Genomic DNA, 17,498 nt, shown 5'->3' with positions numbered 1-17,498 from the left:
CGTCGCCCAGTTCGACGTGGACGCGCTCTCGCTCTCGTACGGCGCGGCCGGCGTCCTGTACGCCCTGCACGCCACCGGCGCCCTGCCCTGGCCCCTCGACCCGCCGCTGCTGGACCTCCGCCGGGTGCCGTCCGAACCCGGGTGACGGCGGCCGTGCGCCTGCGGAATTTCAGTTGAGGGCCCCCGCGGGGCTGACTAGCGTGGTCGGTATGACCAAGCCTCCCGTCCCCGCCGACTGGCGCGCCGCCAACCGAGCCAACTGGGACGAGCGCGTGCCGATCCACACGGCCAGCGACTTCTACGACATCCCCGGGTTCGTCGCGGGCAAGGACGTGCTGCGGCCGTTCGAGCTCGCCGAGGTCGGGGACGTCGACGGGAAGACCCTGCTCCACCTCCAGTGCCACATCGGGCTGGACACGCTGTCCTGGGCGCGGCGCGGGGCCACCGTCACCGGGCTGGACTTCTCCGAGCCGGCCGTGGCCGCCGCCACCGAGGTCGCCGAGCGGATCGGCGCGACCACCGCCCGGTTCGTGGCCTCCGACGTCTACGACGCGGTCGGCGCCCTCGGCGGGCAGACCTTCGACGTCGTCTACACCGGGCTGGGCGCCCTGTGCTGGCTGCCGGACATCGACCGCTGGGCCCGGACGGCGGCGGCCCTCGTCGCCCCCGGCGGCTTCCTCTACCTGGCCGAGTTCCACCCCTTCGCGGACACCCTCGCGGAGGACGGGCGGACGGTCGAGACGGACTACTTCGAGCGCGGGCCGACGGTCTGGGACGAGACCTACACCTACACCGACGGCGAGCAGGTCACCGGGGCGACCGTCACCGTCGAGTGGCAGCACGGGATCGGGGACGTCGTCAGCGCGCTGGCGTCCCAGGGGCTGCGGATCGAGTTCCTGCACGAGCACGACTTCACGCTGTTCGCCCGGTTCCCGGTGCTGGAGCAGGACGGCGGCTACCGCTTCCCGCCCGGGCACCCGGCCGCCCCGCTGATGTACTCGATCCGCGCGAGCAGGCCCGCGTAGCGCCCCGACCGGCGTGCTGACCGGCCGGGCGCGCCGCCGTCACGGCTTGCGGGCCACCGCCCCGTACATGCTGACCCGGTCCGAGCCCGGGGCCGGCGTGTTCCCGGGCCGCCAGAGCGGGACGGTGACGACGCCCGGGTCGAGCACCTCCAGGCCGTCGAGGAAGTCGCGCACCTGCTCCCGGGAGCGCCCGACCAGGGGCGCGGTGGCCTTGTCGTAGACCCCCGTCACCCGGTCCCGGACCTCGGCGGGGATGAAGTCGGCGGTGCCGTGCGACAGGATCAGGTGGCTGCCGGGCGCCAGGGTGTCCAGCAGCGTGCGGACGATCTCGTACGGGCCCTCCCGGTCCGGCACGAAGTGCAGGACGGCGGCGAGGACGAGGGCCATCGGGCGGTCGAAGTCGAGCAGCTTCTCGGCCTCGGTGGCGGCGAGCAGCTCGTCCGGCCGGCGCAGGTCGGACTGGATCACCGTGGTGCGGCCGACGGCCGTGCCACCCATCAGGGCGCGGGCGTGGGCGAGCACGATCGGGTCGTTGTCGACGTAGACGACCCGCGCGCCGGGGTCGACCGCCTGGGCGATCTCATGGGTGTTGCCGGCCGTCGGGATGCCGGTCCCGATGTCCAGGAACTGGTCGATGCCCAGGTCGGCCACGCAGCGCACGGCCCGGGTGAGGAAGGCCCGGTTGGCCCGGGCGGTGGATCTGAACTCGGGGTTGGCCGCCAGGGCCCGCTCGGCGGCGGCCCGGTCGGCGGGGAAGTTGTCCTTCCCGCCCAGGTAGTAGTCGTACATGCGGGCGGGGTGCGGGATCTCCGGACGGAGGTCGGCGGGGACCCCGGGCTCGCCCGGCTCCCACATGCTGCTGTAGCCCACCACTGTCTCCGCGCCTCCGTGCCTCGATGAACCCGACGACCTGACGACCTGACGATCCGTCGGCGCACAGCGTAGGTGTTCGAATGGCTTCCCGGGGACCGTTGGTCGATTCACCCTCGGTTGTGTGGAATGGGTTCCTTGGTCCCGGTTGGGGTGGCACCAACGCTGGGCAGCGCTCTCCGGTGGGCACCCCGGGGTCGCCCGGCGCAGGATGGGAGGGTCCGGGGCACTGCCCAAGCGAGAGGCCGCCGCAGCGGGCGGCACCGGGAGGTCGCGATGACCGCGGAGATCGCCATGGCCGACATCCGGGAGTGGCGGGGCCAGCCCGTCGTGGACGAGAAGGACCACCGGATCGGCACCCTGGAGTCCGTCTACGTGGAAACCGCCAGTGACCGGCCGTTCTTCGCGACCGTCACGGTCGGTACGCTGCGGCCGCGACTGGTCTTCGTCCCGCTGGACGGCGCGGTGGTCGGCCCGGGGTACCTCCGGGTGGCGTTCCCGAAGGCGCTGGTCAAGCAGGCGCCGTCGATCGGCGTCGACGACGTGCTGCCCGCCGAGGAGGAGCCGGCGGTGTTCGCGCACTACGAGCTCGCCTATGCCACCGGGGCCGGCGGGGAACGCCGGCTCGCCCGCCGCTGACCCCGCCCGCACCCGCCCCGCATCCGCCCCGCGCCCGTTCCATCGTCCGTCCGCCGAGGTCGCGATACCCCACGGGGTACACTGGGAGGCCGGTCGTCGACAGCGGAAGGCAGGCCTGGGATGCAGGTGGACGAGGAAGCCGTGGGTGCGGTCCTGAACCGGCTCCGGCGTGCGCAGGGACAGCTGGCCGGCGTGATCGCCATGATCGAGGCCGGCCGGGACTGCAAGGACGTGGTGACCCAGCTGGCCGCCGTCTCCCGGGCGCTGGACCGGGCGGGCTTCAAGATCGTGGCGAGCGGCATGCGCCAGTGCATGGCGGGCGCCGACGCGGACACGCCCCCGATGAGCGAGGCCGAGCTGGAGAAGCTCTTCCTCACCCTCGCCTGACGCGGGGCGCAGGGCCGGAGCGGCAACAGGGGGCGCGCGTCCCGGCGCGCCCCGCCCGTGGCGCGCCCCCACCTCCGGCGCGCCGCCCCCCACCCGGCCCCCGGGCCGTGGCAGGCTCGCCCGTCCAGGGCGGGGGCGCACCGGCCCCGCCGTCGCCGTCGAACCACGCCCGGGCCGCCAATCATGACCATCGCCATCGCCCTGTTCACCCAGGACCTCCGCCTGCACGACAACCCCGTGCTGCGCGCCGCCGTCGCCGCCGCCGACGAGGTGGTGCCGCTCTTCGTCCTGGACCCGGACATCGCCGCCGCCGGCTTCGCCGTGCCCAACCGGGCCGCCTTCCTCGCCGACTGCCTCACCGACCTGGACGCCTCGCTGCGCCCGCTCGGCGGCCGGCTGATCCTGCGCCACGGGCCCACCGCCCCCGCGACCGCCCGGCTCGCCGACGAACTGGGCGCCGCCTCGGTGCACCTGGCCGCCGGCGTGAGCGCCTTCGCCCAGCGCCGTGAGCGCGCGCTGCGCGCCCTGCTCGGCGACCGCCTGCACGTCCACGACGGCGCGCTCACCGTCGTCGTCCCCGGCGCCGTGACCCCGGCGGGCAAGGACCACTACGCCGTCTTCACCCCGTACTTCCGTGCCTGGTCCCAGGCGCCCCGCCGGTCCGTCCACCGCCCGCCGAAGGCGCTGCGCACCCCGGACGGCGTGCCGAGCGAGCCGGTGCCCGTCCCGGCCGGCGGGCCGGAGTCGCCCGGTCTGCCGCCCGGCGGCGAACGGGCCGCCCGCCGCCGCTGGCAGCGCTACCCGCTGGACCGTTACGCGGAGCTGCACGACGACCTGGCCGCCGACGGCACCTCGCGGCTCTCGCCGTACCTGCACTTCGGCTGCCTCTCCGCCAACGAACTGGCCGCCGCCGCGTCCCGGCACGGCGGCGAGGGCGCGGAGGCGTTCGTCCGGCAGCTGGCCTGGCGGGACTTCCACCACCAGGTGCTCGCCGCCCGTCCGGCGGCCGCCCGGCACGACTACCGCGACCGGGGCGACCGGTGGCTGCCGGAGGACGACGAGGAGTGCGCGGCCTGGCGGCAGGGCCGCACCGGATTCCCGCTGGTCGACGCGGGCATGCGCCAGCTCGCCCACGAGGGGTGGATGCACAACCGGGCCCGGCTGGTGACCGCCTCCTTCCTCGCCAAGACGCTCTACCGGGACTGGCGGATCGGCGCCCGCCACTTCCTGCGCCTGCTGGTGGACGGGGATCTGGCGAACAACCAGCTCAACTGGCAGTGGGTGGCCGGCACCGGGACGGACACCCGGCCCAACCGGGTGCTCAACCCGCTGGCCCAGGCCGACCGGCTCGACCCGGCGGGCGACTACGTCCGGCGCTGGGTGCCGGAACTGGCCCACGTCCCCGGGCGGGCGGTCCACCGCCCGTGGCTGCTGGCCGACCGCCCGGCGGGCTACCCGGACCCGATCGTCGACCCGACGGCGCTCTCCGCCCGCCTGCGGCACGCCCGCGACCTGGACTGAGCTCGGGGGTTCCACGCCCCGAGCTCTGGAGTTCCCGCACCGCCCGATGTTCCGTCACGCTTCGTTCACGTCCCGGTCGCTGACCTTCGGATGAATGGGCCCGACCCCGCAGTTGTACAGCCAACTGGCATGGCCAGTCGGCGGCGGGTCACTCCTCCCCAGCCTCCGTCACCAGCCGCGGACGGCACCGGTCCGGCACCCCCCGACGGCCCGGTGCCCGAACGGCGGACAGGACCACCGTGGCCTCCGGCAGCACCCTGACCCGCACCTCGTCGACCGGCCCCGTCGAGGGCGACCGGCTCACCTTCCACTGGACCACCGACGCGCCCGACGCCAAGAACTGGGTCGGCGTCTACGACGGCGACCGCCAACCCGGCAACGGCAGTTCGCTGCTCTGGAAGTACACCCCGGGCGGCTCCGGCGACGTCCAGCTCGACACCTCCGCGCTCACCGGCGGTCCCTACACCGCCTACCTGCTCGCCAAGGACGGCTACGGCGTCCTGGCCCGGACCGAGCCGTTCTCGTTCCGCCCCAAGCCCGCCGTGGTCCGCCCGCACGCCGCCGTCGACGCCTTCACCGCGACCCCCGCCGCCCCCGGCGAGGCCGTCACCGTCCGGCTCGGCGGCCTCTGGTCCCGCCCCGCCGGGAACCCGCCCGGCGGCGCCACCTTCCGCAAGCTCAGCGGCCCCGGCTGGCTCTCCGTCGCCGCCGACGGCACCGTCACCGGCACCGCGCCGGCCGGGAAGCCGCCGCGCGACCCGGAGGTGCTGGTCGTCGGCGTCAAGGACGGCGCGGGCGCCACCGACACCGTCACCGTGCTGCTCCCGGTCGCCGACGCGGCCGGTCCGCTCCGGCTCAAGACGGCGAGCTGGAACCTCGCCCAGGCGGGCGCCGGCTTCACCGACGCGACGGAGAAGCAGCTGCGGGTCGTCCTCGCCCAGGGCCTGGACGTGCTGGCGCTCCAGGAGACGGCCGGCCGCGCCGCCCAGGAGCTCGCCGACGCGCTCGGCTGGTACGCCCACCAGAGCGCGGGCAGCGTGGGCATCCTCAGCCGGTACCCGCTCACCGCCGTCACCCCCGCCACCGCCGAGCTGCCCGCCGCCGGGGCGACCGTCCGACTGCCCGGGGGCCGCGCCGTCCGGTTCTGGGCCGCGCACCTCGACGAGGCCGACTACGGCCCGTACGCCGTCCAGGACGGCCGCAGCGCCGAGCAGGTGGTCGCCGCCGAGAACGCCTCGGCCCGGGTGCGGCAGGCGAAGGCGCTGGCCGCCGCCGTCGCCGCGGACGCCGCCACCGGGGTCCCGGTGGTGCTGGCCGGCGCGCTCTCCTCACCCTCGCACCTGGACTGGACGGCCGCCACCGCCGCAGCTCACGGGGGAGCGGGCCCGGTCGCCTGGCCGGTCACCACCGTGCTCCAGGCCGCCGGCCTGACCGACGGCTTCCGGGAGGAGAACCGGGATCCGGCGAAGGCGCCCGGGAACACCTGGTCGCCGGTCCGCAAGCAGCGCACCGCCGGCACCGCCGGCGGCGCCGGCCGGCCCGAGCCGCAGGACCGGATCGACTACGTGCTCCACCGCGGCCCGCTGAAGCTGCTGGAGGCCCACACCCTGGTCGCCGACTGGCCGGCCACGGCCGCCGATCCGGCCGCCCTCGCCGCCAACCAGTGGCCGTCCGACACCGCCGCCGCCGTCGCCACCTTCCAGCTCTGAGAGGCCGGTCCACGATGTCCGAGCTTTCCCGCCGCACCTTCGTCGGCGCCACCGCGGCCGCCGGCGCCGCCGCCCTGACCGGCCTCCCCGCCACCCCCGCGCAGGCCGCCCCGAACGCCGCCGCCCCGGGGCGCCTCACCGGCACCGTCAAGGACGTCCGGCACGTGGTCGTCCTGATGCAGGAGAACCGCAGCTTCGACCACTACTTCGGCACCCTGGCCGGTGTCCGCGGCTTCGGCGACCGGCAGGCGCTCCAGTTCCCGGACGGCGGCGACGTGTTCCGCCAGCCCGACTCCCGCCGGGCCGACGGCGGCGTGATGCTGCCGTACCGGATGGACACCGCCAAGTACAACGCGCAGAACGCCGGCGGCCTGCCGCACGACTGGGCCACCGGCCACCAGGCCATCAACAACGGCGCGATGAACAAGTGGATCGCCGCCAAGGGCGAGCGCACCATGGGCTACTTCACCCGCGAGGACATCCCCTACCAGTACGCGCTGGCCGACGCCTTCACCCTCTGCGACGCCTACTTCACCTCGCTGGCCGGGCCGACCGACCCCAACCGGCTCTACCTGTGGACCGGCACCGCCGGCCCCGGCCGCGACGGCACCACCGGCCCGTGGATCGACAACACCCCGGTCACCGACAACCCCGTCGCCGACTGGACCACCTACGCCGAGCGCCTCCAGCAGGCCGGCGTCAGCTGGCGGGTCTACCACAACCCCAGCAAGGACGAGCGCACCGGCGACTACGACGACAACGCGCTCTCCTACTTCAAGCAGTTCCACAACTTCCCGAAGGACGACCCGCGTTACGTCAACGCGATGACCAAGTTCGACCCGGCGGCCTTCGACGCGCACTGCAAGGACGGCACCCTCCCCACCATCTCCTGGCTGGTGGCGCCCTACCTGTTCTCCGAGCACCCGGAGGCCGGACCGGCGTACGGCGCGCACTGGGTGAACCAGGCGCTCCAGTCGCTGATGTCCAACCCGGCGGTCTGGCAGCACACCGTCTTCCTGGTCATGTACGACGAGAACGACGGCTACTTCGACCACATGGTCCCGCCCACCCCGGAGCCGGGCACCCCCGAGGAGTTCACCCAGGGCCGCGCCATCGGGCTCGGCAACCGCGTCCCGCTCTGGGTCGCCTCGCCCTGGTCGCGCGGCGGCTGGGTGAACTCCCAGGTCTTCGACCACACCTCGGTGCTGCGGTTCATGGAGCAGGTCACCGGTGTCGCCGAGCCCAACATCTCGGCCTGGCGCCGGGCCGTCTGCGGCGACCTCACCAGCTGCTTCGACTTCGCGGCGCCCGACCTCTCGATCCCGCGACTCCCGGACACCGTCGCCCTGATGGCCAAGGCGGACGCGGGCACCAAGCTCCCCGGCGTCCAACTCCCCGCCACCGGCGCCCAGTCCATGCCGGTCCAGGAGCGGGGCGACCGCCCGCACCGCCATCTGCCCTACCAGCCCTGGGCCGACGTGGAGGTGGACCGGCGGACCGGCCGGGTCACCTGCGTGATGAGCAACGACGGCGCCGTCGCGTTCCCGTACGCGGTCTACCCGAACATCGTCCACCCGTTCGCCGGGACCCCGTTCACGGTCGCGCCGGGCGCCTCGGCGACGTACGTCTGGGAGGCCGCGAAGACCAACGGCCGCTACGACTTCACGGTGCACGGCCCGGACGGCTTCGTCCGCCGCTTCGCCGGGACCGTGATCCGCGACGGGGTCGGCGGACAGGACGGCCAGGGCCTCCCGGACAGCCAGGGCCTCCCGGGCGGTCTGCCGGACGGGCAGAACGACGTCGGCGTCCCGATCGTCACCGCCGACCTCTCCGGCTCCGGCCGGCTCACCCTGCAACTCGTCAACGACGGTATGACCGACGTCTGCTTCACCGCCGCGCCCAACGACTTCGCGGGCAGCGCGAAGACCGTCTGGGTCCGGCCCGGCAAGCAGAGCAACCTGGCCTGGCCGCTGGACAAGCAGGGCCGCTACGACGTGGTCGTCACCGCCGCCACCGGCCAGCGCTTCACCCAGCGCTACGCGGGCCGGGTGCACTGACCGGGTGCACTGACCGGGCGTACTGATCCGGACGCCCCGGGCCGTGGCCTGCCCGCCACGGCCCGGGGTCGCCCGCCACGGCCCGGGGCGCCGAACCGGTGACCCCCGGCCGTGGCGCGGCCGCCCGGCCGGGGCCCGCCGCTACCGTCGGCTCCATGCAGCAGATCACCCCATGCCTCTGGTACGACGACCAGGCCGAGCAGGCCGCGCGGTACTACACCTCGGTCTTCCCCGACTCGCGGATCACCTCGGTCACCCACTACGGCGAGGTCGGCCCCGGCACCCCGGGCACCGTGATGACCGTCGCCTTCGAACTCGACGGCCGGTCCTTCGTCGCCCTCAACGGCGGCCCGATCTTCCCGTTCACCGAGGCCGTCTCGCTCCAGGTGCAGTGCGACGACCAGGCGGAGGTGGACCGGCTCTGGACGGCGCTGCTCGCCGACGGCGGCCAGGAGAGCCAGTGCGGCTGGCTCAAGGACCGCTGGGGCCTCTCCTGGCAGATCACCCCGCGGGTGCTGATCGACCTGGTCTCCGACCCGGACCGGGCCAAGGCCGCGCGGGTGACCGGCGCGATGCTGGAGATGCGCAAGATCGACATCCAGGCGCTGCTCGACGCGGCGAACGGGTGATCGGATGACCGCCCCCGCCTACCGCCACATCTCCTACCTGCACGCCACCCCGCAGCGGGTCTGGCACGCGCTCACCAACGCCGACGAGTCCGGCCTCTACTGGGGCCACCGCAACGTCTCCACCTGGCTGCCCGGCGCCCACTGGGAGCACCAGCGCGCGGACGGCTCCGGCGTCGCCGACGTGGTCGGCACGGTCGAGGCCGTCGACCGCCCGCACCGCCTGGTCACCACCTGGGCCGGCCCCGGCGAGGAGCGCCCGGCCGGACCGTCCCGGGTGACCTTCGAGCTCCGGGAGTACCGGGACCTCACCCGGCTCACCGTCACCCACGACAACCTCGCCGACGAGGCCGAACGGGCCGACTCCGAGGCGGGCTGGTCGGCGGTGCTGTCCAACCTGAAGACCTACCTGGAGACCGGCCACCCGCTCCCGCAGGACCCCTGGTCGATGCCGTCGTAGCTCCGCCGTGGTGTCACGGACGGCGGCGGCCGTCCCGCAGCAGCTTCCACGGCGCCAGCGCCGACTCGATCTGCACACCGAGGCTCATCTTGGAGGCGCCCTTGATCCGCTCCTCGAAGCGGATCGGCACCTCCTTGATGGTGAGCCCCCGCCGCACCACCCGGAAGTTCAGCTCGACCTGGAACGAGTAGCCGTTGCTGTGCACCGACGGCAGGTCGATCGCCCGCAGCGTCTCCGCCTTCCAGGCCTTGAACCCGGCGGTGGCGTCCCGCACGCCGAGGCTGAGGATGGTGTTCACGTAGAGGTTCGCCCAGGCCGAGAGCGCCTTGCGGTGCCACGGCCACTCCTCGGCGGTCGACCCGCCCGGCACGTACCGGGAGCCGAGCACCACGGCGGTGTCGTCCGCCAGCAGCGTCTTCACCATGAGCGGCAGCACGGCGGCCGGGTGCGACAGGTCGGCGTCCATCTGCACCACCACGTCCGCGCCCTCCTCCAGGGCCCGGGTCATGCCCGCGACGTAGGCGCGGCCGAGGCCGTCCTTCTCGGTGCGGTGCAGCACCCGGATCCGGCCCTCGGACTCCTCGGCCAGCTCGTCGGCGACCTTGCCGGTGCCGTCCGGGGAGTTGTCGTCGACCACCAGCAGGTGCAGGTTCGGGATGTCGAGATCGGCCAGCAGGCCGGCGAGGACCGGCAGGTTCTCCCGTTCGTTGTAGGTGGGCACGACCACAACGACCTTCGGGGAGGCCTCGACCATGTTCTGTCCCTCGCGCGCTCTCGGGTGGTACACGGGTGTTCACGGGTGTCCCGCTGCTTCGGCCGTGTGAGTCTAGCCGCGAGATCCCGTGCGCCGTCCCGGAGGTCCGGGAGCGGCCGCGCGGGCACCGACGGACCCGGGCAGCACTCGCTGGTTCGTACCCGTCCGCGCCGCTACCGACTCCGGCGGGAACTCCACGCGGGGGCGACGATGCCGATCAGGGCCACCGCGAAGCCGAGCTGGAGCAGATGCCGGATCCAGTCGATCCCGGAGGTGTGCCGGACCCCGACCCAGCCGGCCACCGCGTTCCCCAGCCAGGCCCCGGCCGCGCCGAGCAGCATGGTGAGCCACCACGGGATCGCCTGCGGGCCGCGCAGGATCAGCTTGGCGATCACGCCCAGCACGAAGCCGATGAGCAGAATCCACAGGAGCTGGAACATCGCAGTCCACCTTTCTAGGCGCGTCCACCGATGTCTAGGCGCGTCCACCCATGCTCGCCCGAGCGGCCCGGACCGGCACGTCGGCGGTGCGGCGGACCGTCCGGCCGCGGGTCGGCGCGGTGGGTCGGCGCGGTGGATCCCGCTCGCCTCCCGGACGGTCCGCGCCCTCCCCACGTCCCGCACACGAACCTTCCGCCGGAACGGAACTGACGTGGTGACATACCGCCGACTCCCGCGATGATCAAGGCCGGACGGCTCTGGCGGGCGGCACCGCCCAGCCGCTACGGTCTGGACCTGTCACCCGTTCGGCCGATCGGCCGCCACTTCGCCCTCGGCCCATCCGGGAGTCGTCATCAGCACCCGATCCACCGCCGGTTCCCCGTCCGCTCCCTCTGCCCCGCTCCCGCTGCTCACCCTGCCCGACCTGCTGGACGACCGGGCCGCCCGGCACCCGGACCGGCCCGCGCTGCTCGTCCCCGGCGGGGCCGTCCTCGACTACCGGCACTGGCGCGAGCGCGCCGTCCGGGCCGCCCACGGCCTCGCCCTGGCCGGGGTCCGGCCCGGGGACCGCGTCCTGCTGCTGTTCCCCAACCGGGCCTGGGACGAGTACGCGATCGCCTTCCTCGCCGCGCACTACGCGGGCGCGGCCGCCGTGGTCGCCCGCGAGGACCTCGGCCCGGACGACACCGGGCGGCTCGCGGAGTCCAGCGGCGCCCGCTGGGCGCTCGCCGGGACGGCCGACGACCCCCGGGCGGCCGCCGTCGGCCTGCCCGGACTGCGGCTCACCGAACTGGAAGCGGCCCATGGGGTGGGCGCCGAGCCGCCGTACCGCGCCGGCCCCGAGGACCTCGCCCAGGTGATCGGCACCTCCGGCACCACCGGCGCGCCCAAGGGCGTGCACGCCGCCCACGCCAGCCTGACCGCCGGCCTGCGGCTCGACCCCCGCCCCCGTCCGTACGCCCATTCGGCGTACGCGGTGCACGCCTTCCCGATCGGCACCAACGCCGCCCAGGTCGTCCTGGTCAACGCCCTGGTGGGCGCGCCCGCGACGATCTGCCTGCCGCGCTTCGACGCCGAGGAGTTCGGCCGGACCGTCGAGGAACACCGGGTCGGCACCGTCTTCCTGGTCCCGTCCATGGCCGTCGAACTGCTCAACTCCGGTGTCGCCGGACGCCGCGACCTGAGCAGCGTCCTGCTGATCAGCTCCTCGGCCGCCGCCCTGCCCGCCCCGGTCGCCACCGCCCTGCTCGCCGCTCTGCCGACCGCCACCCTGGTCAACACCTACACCTCCGCCGAGGCCTCGCCCGCCCAGATCTCGGCCGTCGTCGACACCCGCCGCCCCGGCTCGGTCGGCCGCCCCGCCAACCCGGCCGACCTACGGCTGCTCGACGCCGACGGCCGGCCGGTGGCACCCGGCGCCGTCGGCGAGGTCTGGCTGCGCCAGCCCGGACCGCCGCGCGGCTACGTCACCGGCGCCGGTTCCGGGGGCGCCGCCACCACGGCCGTCTTCCGGGACGGCTGGGTGCGGATGGGCGACCTCGGCCGGCTTGACGCCGACGGCTACCTCCACCTGGTCGACCGTGAGAGCGACGTCATCAAGTCCGGCGCGCTCAAGGTCTCCACCCTGCGGATCGAGGACGTGCTGCACGCCCACCCGCGGGTCGCCGACGCGGCGGCGCTCGGCCTCCCGCACCCGGTGATGGGCGCCGTCCCGGTCGCCGTCGTCGTCCCGGCCGCCGGCGGCCCCGACCTCGATCTCGACGAGCTGCGGGTCTTCCTCGCCGCCCGGCTCGGCCGCGCCGAACTGCCGGTGCGCGTCCTGCTCGCCGACCGGCTGCCGCGCAACCCCAGCGGCAAGGTCCTCAAGCACGAGCTGCGGGCCCACTTCACCGAACCGGTTGAGGCCCCCACGGTGGCCGCCCCGCCGACCACCGACGACGAGCGCGCCCTCGCCGCCCTCTGGCGCCGTGTCCTCGGCCGCCCCGTCGACACCGTCGCCGACGAGTTCTTCGCCCTCGGCGGCGACTCCTTCCGCGCCGTCCAGCTGGCCGCCGCCATCTCCACCGAGTTCGGCGTCACCGCGACCACCGCCCTCGTCTTCGAACGGCCCGCCCTCCGTGCCCAGGCCGCCTGGCTCGCGGACGCCCCGAAGGCCGCCGACGACACCCCGGCCCCGGCGGCTCCCGCCGCGATCTCCCCCTTCCTCCGGGAACTGCGCGCCCAGCCCCACGACACCCCGCTCACCTCCCAGCAGGAGAACTTCCTGCGCTGGATGGCCGAGGCCGAGGGCCGCAACGTCGGCTCCGTCGCCGTGATGTTCCGGGTCACCGAACCGCTGCGCACCGACCTGCTCGCCGACGCCCTGCGCGAGGCCGTCCGCCGCCACCCGGCGCTGCGCACCCGGTTCGTCCCGGTCCCCGGCGCCCTGCCCGGCGTGCGGCGCGCCGTCGTCGACCCGGAGCCGCACGCCGAGGTGGTGCTGGCCGACGCCCCCGGCGAGAGCGACGACGAGGTCTCCGCCCGCCTGGTCGCCGTCCGGGACCGGCTCACCGACGTCGCCGAGGGCCCGATGACCCGGCTCGCCGTGGTCAGCCGGGGCGCGGCCGACCACGCCGTGCTGCTCGCCGTCCACCACATCGTCAGCGACGGCTGGTCGGTCGGCGTGCTGCTGCGCGAACTCGGCGTGCTGTACTCGGCGTTGCGCCGCGGCCGCCCCGCGCCCCCGCCGCTGCCCGGAGCGGACCACGCCGAGCTCGTCGCCTGGTCCAACGCCCACTGGCCGGACTCCCGCGCCCACTTCGCCCGCGCCCTCGCCGACGCGCCCGAAGCCGTCCACCCCTTCCCCGGCCGCGCCGACACCGAGACGGTCCTCAGCGCCGCCCACCGGCTCACCGTCCCGGCCGCCCGCGCGGAAGCCCTGCGCGTCCGCGCCGCCGCGGCCGGCGCCACCCCGTTCCAGGCCCTGGCCGCCGTCTGGCTGGGCCTGCTCGCCGACCACAGCGGCCAACCCGACCTCGTCCTGATGACCCCCGTCCCCGGCCGCACCCGCCCGGACGCCGAACGCGCTGTCGGCTGCTTCGTCCAGTCCCTCCTGCTGCGGATCGACGCCTCCGGCGCCCCCGGCTTCGCCGAACTCCTCGCCCGCGTCCGCGCCGCCTCCACCGCGGCCCTCGACCACCAGCTCTACCCCTTCGCCGAGTTCAGCCCGCAGGTCCCGTTCGCCGCCTGGCTCCGCTACGAGAGCTGGAACGCCCCGGCCCAGCTCCCCGGCCTCGCCTGCACCGCCTGGGAGGTCCCCCGCAGCGCCACCGTCCCCTACCCCCTCCCCGGCGGCGACCGCCACGTCCCCGAACTCGCCGCCGTCGAACAGCCCGACGGCTCCCTCACCTGCTGGCTCCGCTACAACGAACACGCCTTCACCCCGGCCACCATCGAGTCCCTCGCTGCCGCCCTGGAGGCCCGCCTGGCGGAGGCCGCCGGCACCTGACCCGCCCGGGGGCGGTGCGATCGTCGATCACCCGGCCTGGCCCGGCCCGGCCCGAGTCGGGTCGGGCCGGGCCGTTTGCCGGGACGGGCGAGCACCCCCCCGGTCGGTGGGATGCTCCGGCACCCGTGCTCCGCGCCACCGCCGTCCGTGACATCCGCGCCGTCCCGGGACGGCACGGCCCATCCGCACCCTTCTGCCGCAGTACGGTGGGCCGGTGGATGGGATGCCGGCCCCGACGGCGGGGATGACGATCAGCGTTCGAACGCGCCGGGACGTGGTGATCGTGGATCCGGAGCGCTTCGTCGCCTCGGCCCGCGCGGCCTACCGCGAAGCCTTCCCCGAAATCACGGAAGAGCGAGCCGCCGAGGACATCCGCGACGTCTACGACGCCGTGTGGGCCCTGCTGGAGCGCTTCGGCCGGCTCACGCCCGACGCGCCGGGATCCGCCGGACTCCCCGGTCAACGGATACCGGACCGCCCGGACGGACTCTCACCCGCGGGCGAACGCACGTGCATCGTCCTCAACGATCCGCAACCGCTGCAGGACTACGGCTGCTTCATGCCCGAGGAGTACGACCCGTTCGCGGTGCCGCCGGGAGCGTGACGACGCCTCCCGTGAGTTCGATGCCCCGGGGTGGCGATCCACTGGATGGTGCTGAGGGCTCGTCACTTGCCTTCTCCCGCCCGCCTGGCCGCGAGAAAATCGCCTAGGCGCGGTGCCCGGCGCGCGGTACGGTCGGGGGCACGGCTGTCGACAGGGGGGACCGCGCATGCTGCCCGAGGCGCTGATCGCGTTGGCCATGTCCGGGGGGACGGCGGTGATGACCGCCGTGGGGACCGAGGCGTGGGAGGGGTTCCGGGGGCGGGTGGCCGCCTGGTTCGGGCGGGGGGACGCCCGGCGTGAGGGTGCGGAGCTGGAGCGGCTGGGGCGCACCGCCGCCGAGCTCGCGGCGGCCGAGGGCGGGCAGCTGGAGCGGGTCCGGATCCGGCAGGAGGCCTCCTGGCAGGCCCGGTTCGAGGCGTTCCTGGAGGACCTGCCGGAGGACGAGCGCGAGCGCGCCGGCGAGGCGCTGCGCGAGCTGCTGGCCGAGCACGCGACCCGGGCGCGGGCCCAGGTGTCGGCCGGGGACGGCGGGCTGGCGGCCGGCGGGGACGTGCGGATCAGTGCCCAGGAAGGTTCGGTCGCCGCCGGTGTGATCCACGGCGGCGTGCGGATCGGCCACCCTCAGGCGCCGGATCCGTCCCAGGGCTGAACGGACCGGGCACGCCAAGCCCGTCACAGACCTCGCCACCGCCCCTCACCGAGGTGCGGGCGAGCGACCACAGCTTCGCCGTAGGCCACGCCGACCACGTGGCCTACTACGCCGGCCGGCAGGCCGCGGCCGGCTGGCCGCACCAGGTCGGCGCGGTCCCGAGCGCGGCGCACTGCTTTCAGCGCCGGGCCGTTCCCGATCCCGCCGACGCCCCCGCGCGCAGCCTGATCCTGGTCGGCGCCGTCGGGACCGGCAAGACCCAGTTGGCCGCCGACGAGGCCCGCACCGCCTGGCAGGCCGGGCAGCTCGACCTGCTGGTCTGGGTCGCCGCCGACAGCCGGGCGGCGGTCCTGACCGCCTACGCCCGGGCCATCACCGAGATCACCGGTCGCGACCCGGCCGATCCCGAGCAGGACGCGCGGGAGTTCCTGGCCTGGCTCCGGCCGGGCGGGACCGGGGAGGCGGTTCGCCGGCTGATCGTCCTGGACGGTCCGGTCGACCCCGACGACCTGCGCGGACTCTGGCCGCCCGACCATCCCGCAGGGCGGACCCTGGTCACCACCTGGCGACGGGACCTGGTCCGCGAGGGGCCCGGCCGACGGGTGGTCACCGTGCCGCCGTTCGGCTCCGCCGAGGCCTTCGGCTACCTCACGGCGGTGCTCGCCGCGTCCGGCCGGTTCGAGCCGCCCGAGCACCTGGAGGCGCTCGCCCGCGAGCTGGGACACCTGCCGCTCGCGCTCGCGCAGGCGGCCGCCCAGCTGGCCGACACCGGTCTGAGCTGCGCCGACTACCTGCGCCTGCTCGCCGACGACGGCCGGCGGCTGGCCGACCTCGTACCGGACCCGGGCGGGCTGCCCGACGAGCAGAGCCTGCCGCTGCCGCACGCCTGGGACCTCGCCCTGGAGCGCGCCACCGCCGAGGCGCCGGGCGGGACGGCGCGGATGCTGCTGGAACTGGCGGCGGCGCTGGCGTCCGACGGCATCCCGGCCGCCGTGCCGACCGCCGCCGTCAAGTACCTCGACCCGCAGCCGACGGACCACCCGACGACCAGCCACCCGCCGACCGACCACCCGCCGCCGACCGGCCACCCGACAGCGGACGCCGAGTCGGAGGCGCGCGCCGGCGAGGCACTCGCGCTGCTGCACCGCTGGAACCTGATCGACTACGACCCGGCGGACCGGGACCGGTCGGTACGGGTCCACCCGCTGGTGCAGCGGGCCGTCCGCGAGGGCATGCCCGCGAGCCGGGCCGCGGAGCGGGCCGACGCGGCCGCCAACCTGCTCTTCGTCACCTCCCGGAGGTCGGCGGACGAGGCGAACTGGTCCTTCCTGCCCCCCGCGAGGGATCGGGATCCGCGGCTGATCTCGCGCGCCCTCGACTTCCCGCCGGAGGTGCTGCGCTCCAACGTCGAGGCCCTGACCCGCAAGGCCCCGGCCCTGATGCTGGGCTCCGGCGAGCCCGGCCTCCGGTACGGGTGGAGCACCGGCCGGGAGCTGCACGCCCTCGTGTTCCGGGTGGGCGACACGCTTGCGGACGACGGCCGGCCGCAGGCCGCGCTGGACTACTTCGCGGCGCTGCTGCCGACGACGGCCGACCGGCTGGGCGCCCGGCACGAGTCCGTGACGAAGCTGCGCGGCCGGATCGCGCGGCTGCGGGCGGAATCCGGCGACCTCGCCGCCGCGATCACCGGGTACCGTCGGATGATCGACGACCAACTGGCCCTGCTGGCACCGGAGTACCGGCTGTACCCCGCCGATCGGAAGCGGCTGGTCGAAGAGGTCGTCGAGCTGCGCCACCGCCTCGCCCGCCGGCTCGAACAGGCCGGCGACCTGCCGGGCGTCGCCGGCGTCTACCGCGACCTGCTCGCCGATCACGGCTACCTCGCGGCCGTCGACGGCCGGACGGACCCGCCCGACTTCACCCTGCGCCGCGACGCCGCCGAGTGGCAGGGGCGGGCGGGCGACGCGGCCGGGGCGGCGGTCGCCTACCGCGGGCTCGTCGATGAGCAGTTCCGCACGCACGGGCCGGCGGACTCGGGTACCTTCGGCACCCGCTTCGGCTTCGCCCACTGGCTGGGCGAGTCGGGCGACGTACGAGGGGCCGTGACCGTCCTGACCCACCTGCTCGCCGACCAGCTGCGGGTCGTCCACCCCGACCACCCCGGCCCGGCGGCCACCCGGCAGGCACTCGCGCACTGGCAGGGACGGTCCCAGGGCCGGGGGTGGCTGCGAGGGCGGTAGCCGGGCCGGAACGGAAACCGACCATGGCGA

General features: G+C 75.1%; 15 protein-coding genes. 12 read left to right on the top strand and 3 right to left on the bottom strand.

Features of this window, described 5'->3' with window-relative positions; all coding sequences use genetic code 11:
• Positions 1–209 precede the first annotated feature (209 nt).
• The gene (locus tag AB0N76_RS28775; RefSeq protein ID WP_363561935.1) at positions 210–1,025 is read left to right on the top strand and encodes a class I SAM-dependent methyltransferase; all 816 of its coding nucleotides are present in this window, start codon (positions 210–212) and stop codon (positions 1,023–1,025) included.
• A gap of 39 nt (positions 1,026–1,064) precedes the next feature.
• Here AB0N76_RS28775 and AB0N76_RS28770 read toward each other — a convergent pair whose 3' ends face one another.
• On the bottom strand, positions 1,065–1,895 hold the full coding sequence (locus AB0N76_RS28770) for an SAM-dependent methyltransferase (protein WP_363561933.1): 831 nt from the start codon (positions 1,893–1,895) through the stop codon (positions 1,065–1,067).
• A gap of 276 nt (positions 1,896–2,171) precedes the next feature.
• On the opposite strand from AB0N76_RS28770, the gene AB0N76_RS28765 reads away from it, so the two are divergent.
• The 7 genes from AB0N76_RS28765 to AB0N76_RS28735 all read left to right on the top strand — a co-directional run bounded on the left by AB0N76_RS28765 (position 2,172) and on the right by AB0N76_RS28735 (position 9,294).
• Positions 2,172–2,534 (top strand): PRC-barrel domain-containing protein, encoded by a 363-nt coding sequence (locus tag AB0N76_RS28765; RefSeq protein WP_363561931.1) that lies wholly within the window; start codon positions 2,172–2,174, stop codon positions 2,532–2,534.
• Positions 2,535–2,654: 120 nt separating this feature from the next.
• A complete protein-coding gene (locus AB0N76_RS28760) occupies positions 2,655–2,921 on the top strand; it encodes a metal-sensitive transcriptional regulator (protein WP_363561929.1) in 267 nt (88 codons plus the stop codon).
• 183 nt (positions 2,922–3,104) lie between these two features.
• A complete protein-coding gene (locus AB0N76_RS28755; protein WP_363561927.1) occupies positions 3,105–4,442 on the top strand; it encodes a deoxyribodipyrimidine photo-lyase in 1,338 nt (445 codons plus the stop codon).
• Between the two features lie 239 nt (positions 4,443–4,681).
• Positions 4,682–6,151, top strand: coding sequence for an endonuclease/exonuclease/phosphatase family protein (locus AB0N76_RS28750; RefSeq protein ID WP_363561925.1), 1,470 nt, complete (start codon positions 4,682–4,684; stop codon positions 6,149–6,151).
• 14 nt (positions 6,152–6,165) lie between these two features.
• A complete protein-coding gene (locus tag AB0N76_RS28745) occupies positions 6,166–8,208 on the top strand; it encodes a phosphocholine-specific phospholipase C (RefSeq protein WP_363561923.1) in 2,043 nt (680 codons plus the stop codon).
• A 155-nt stretch (positions 8,209–8,363) separates the two neighbouring features.
• Positions 8,364–8,837 carry a VOC family protein gene (locus tag AB0N76_RS28740; RefSeq protein WP_363561921.1) on the top strand — a complete coding sequence of 158 codons (474 nt, stop codon included), beginning with the start codon at positions 8,364–8,366 and terminating at the stop codon, positions 8,835–8,837.
• Between the two features lie 4 nt (positions 8,838–8,841).
• Positions 8,842–9,294, top strand: a complete 453-nt coding sequence (locus AB0N76_RS28735; RefSeq protein ID WP_363561919.1) for an SRPBCC family protein — start codon at positions 8,842–8,844, stop codon at positions 9,292–9,294.
• Between the two features lie 13 nt (positions 9,295–9,307).
• Here the strand turns inward: AB0N76_RS28735 and AB0N76_RS28730 are convergent, their stop codons facing one another.
• Positions 9,308–10,048 carry a polyprenol monophosphomannose synthase gene (locus AB0N76_RS28730; protein ID WP_363561917.1) on the bottom strand — a complete coding sequence of 247 codons (741 nt, stop codon included), beginning with the start codon at positions 10,046–10,048 and terminating at the stop codon, positions 9,308–9,310.
• Between the two features lie 173 nt (positions 10,049–10,221).
• Complete coding sequence (locus tag AB0N76_RS28725; RefSeq protein WP_363561915.1) at positions 10,222–10,488, bottom strand: GlsB/YeaQ/YmgE family stress response membrane protein; 267 nt, start codon at positions 10,486–10,488, stop codon at positions 10,222–10,224.
• 352 nt (positions 10,489–10,840) lie between these two features.
• Between AB0N76_RS28725 and AB0N76_RS28720 the strand changes: the two genes are divergently transcribed.
• The 4 genes from AB0N76_RS28720 to AB0N76_RS28705 all read left to right on the top strand — a co-directional run bounded on the left by AB0N76_RS28720 (position 10,841) and on the right by AB0N76_RS28705 (position 17,468).
• Positions 10,841–13,975: an AMP-binding protein gene (locus AB0N76_RS28720; protein WP_363561937.1), complete on the top strand. Its 3,135-nt coding sequence runs from the start codon at positions 10,841–10,843 to the stop codon at positions 13,973–13,975.
• Positions 13,976–14,189: 214 nt separating this feature from the next.
• Positions 14,190–14,579: a hypothetical protein gene (locus AB0N76_RS28715; RefSeq protein WP_363561913.1), complete on the top strand. Its 390-nt coding sequence runs from the start codon at positions 14,190–14,192 to the stop codon at positions 14,577–14,579.
• Between the two features lie 166 nt (positions 14,580–14,745).
• Positions 14,746–15,228: a hypothetical protein gene (locus tag AB0N76_RS28710; RefSeq protein ID WP_363561911.1), complete on the top strand. Its 483-nt coding sequence runs from the start codon at positions 14,746–14,748 to the stop codon at positions 15,226–15,228.
• A gap of 53 nt (positions 15,229–15,281) precedes the next feature.
• On the top strand, positions 15,282–17,468 hold the full coding sequence (locus tag AB0N76_RS28705) for a tetratricopeptide repeat protein (protein ID WP_363561909.1): 2,187 nt from the start codon (positions 15,282–15,284) through the stop codon (positions 17,466–17,468).
• The last annotated feature ends 30 nt before the right edge of the window (positions 17,469–17,498 follow it).

Origin of the sequence: Kitasatospora sp. NPDC093806, from assembly GCF_040683335.1 — a bacterium.
Taxonomy (GTDB): Bacteria; Actinomycetota; Actinomycetes; order Streptomycetales; family Streptomycetaceae; genus Kitasatospora.
This window is presented reverse-complemented; position numbering and strand designations above follow the sequence as displayed.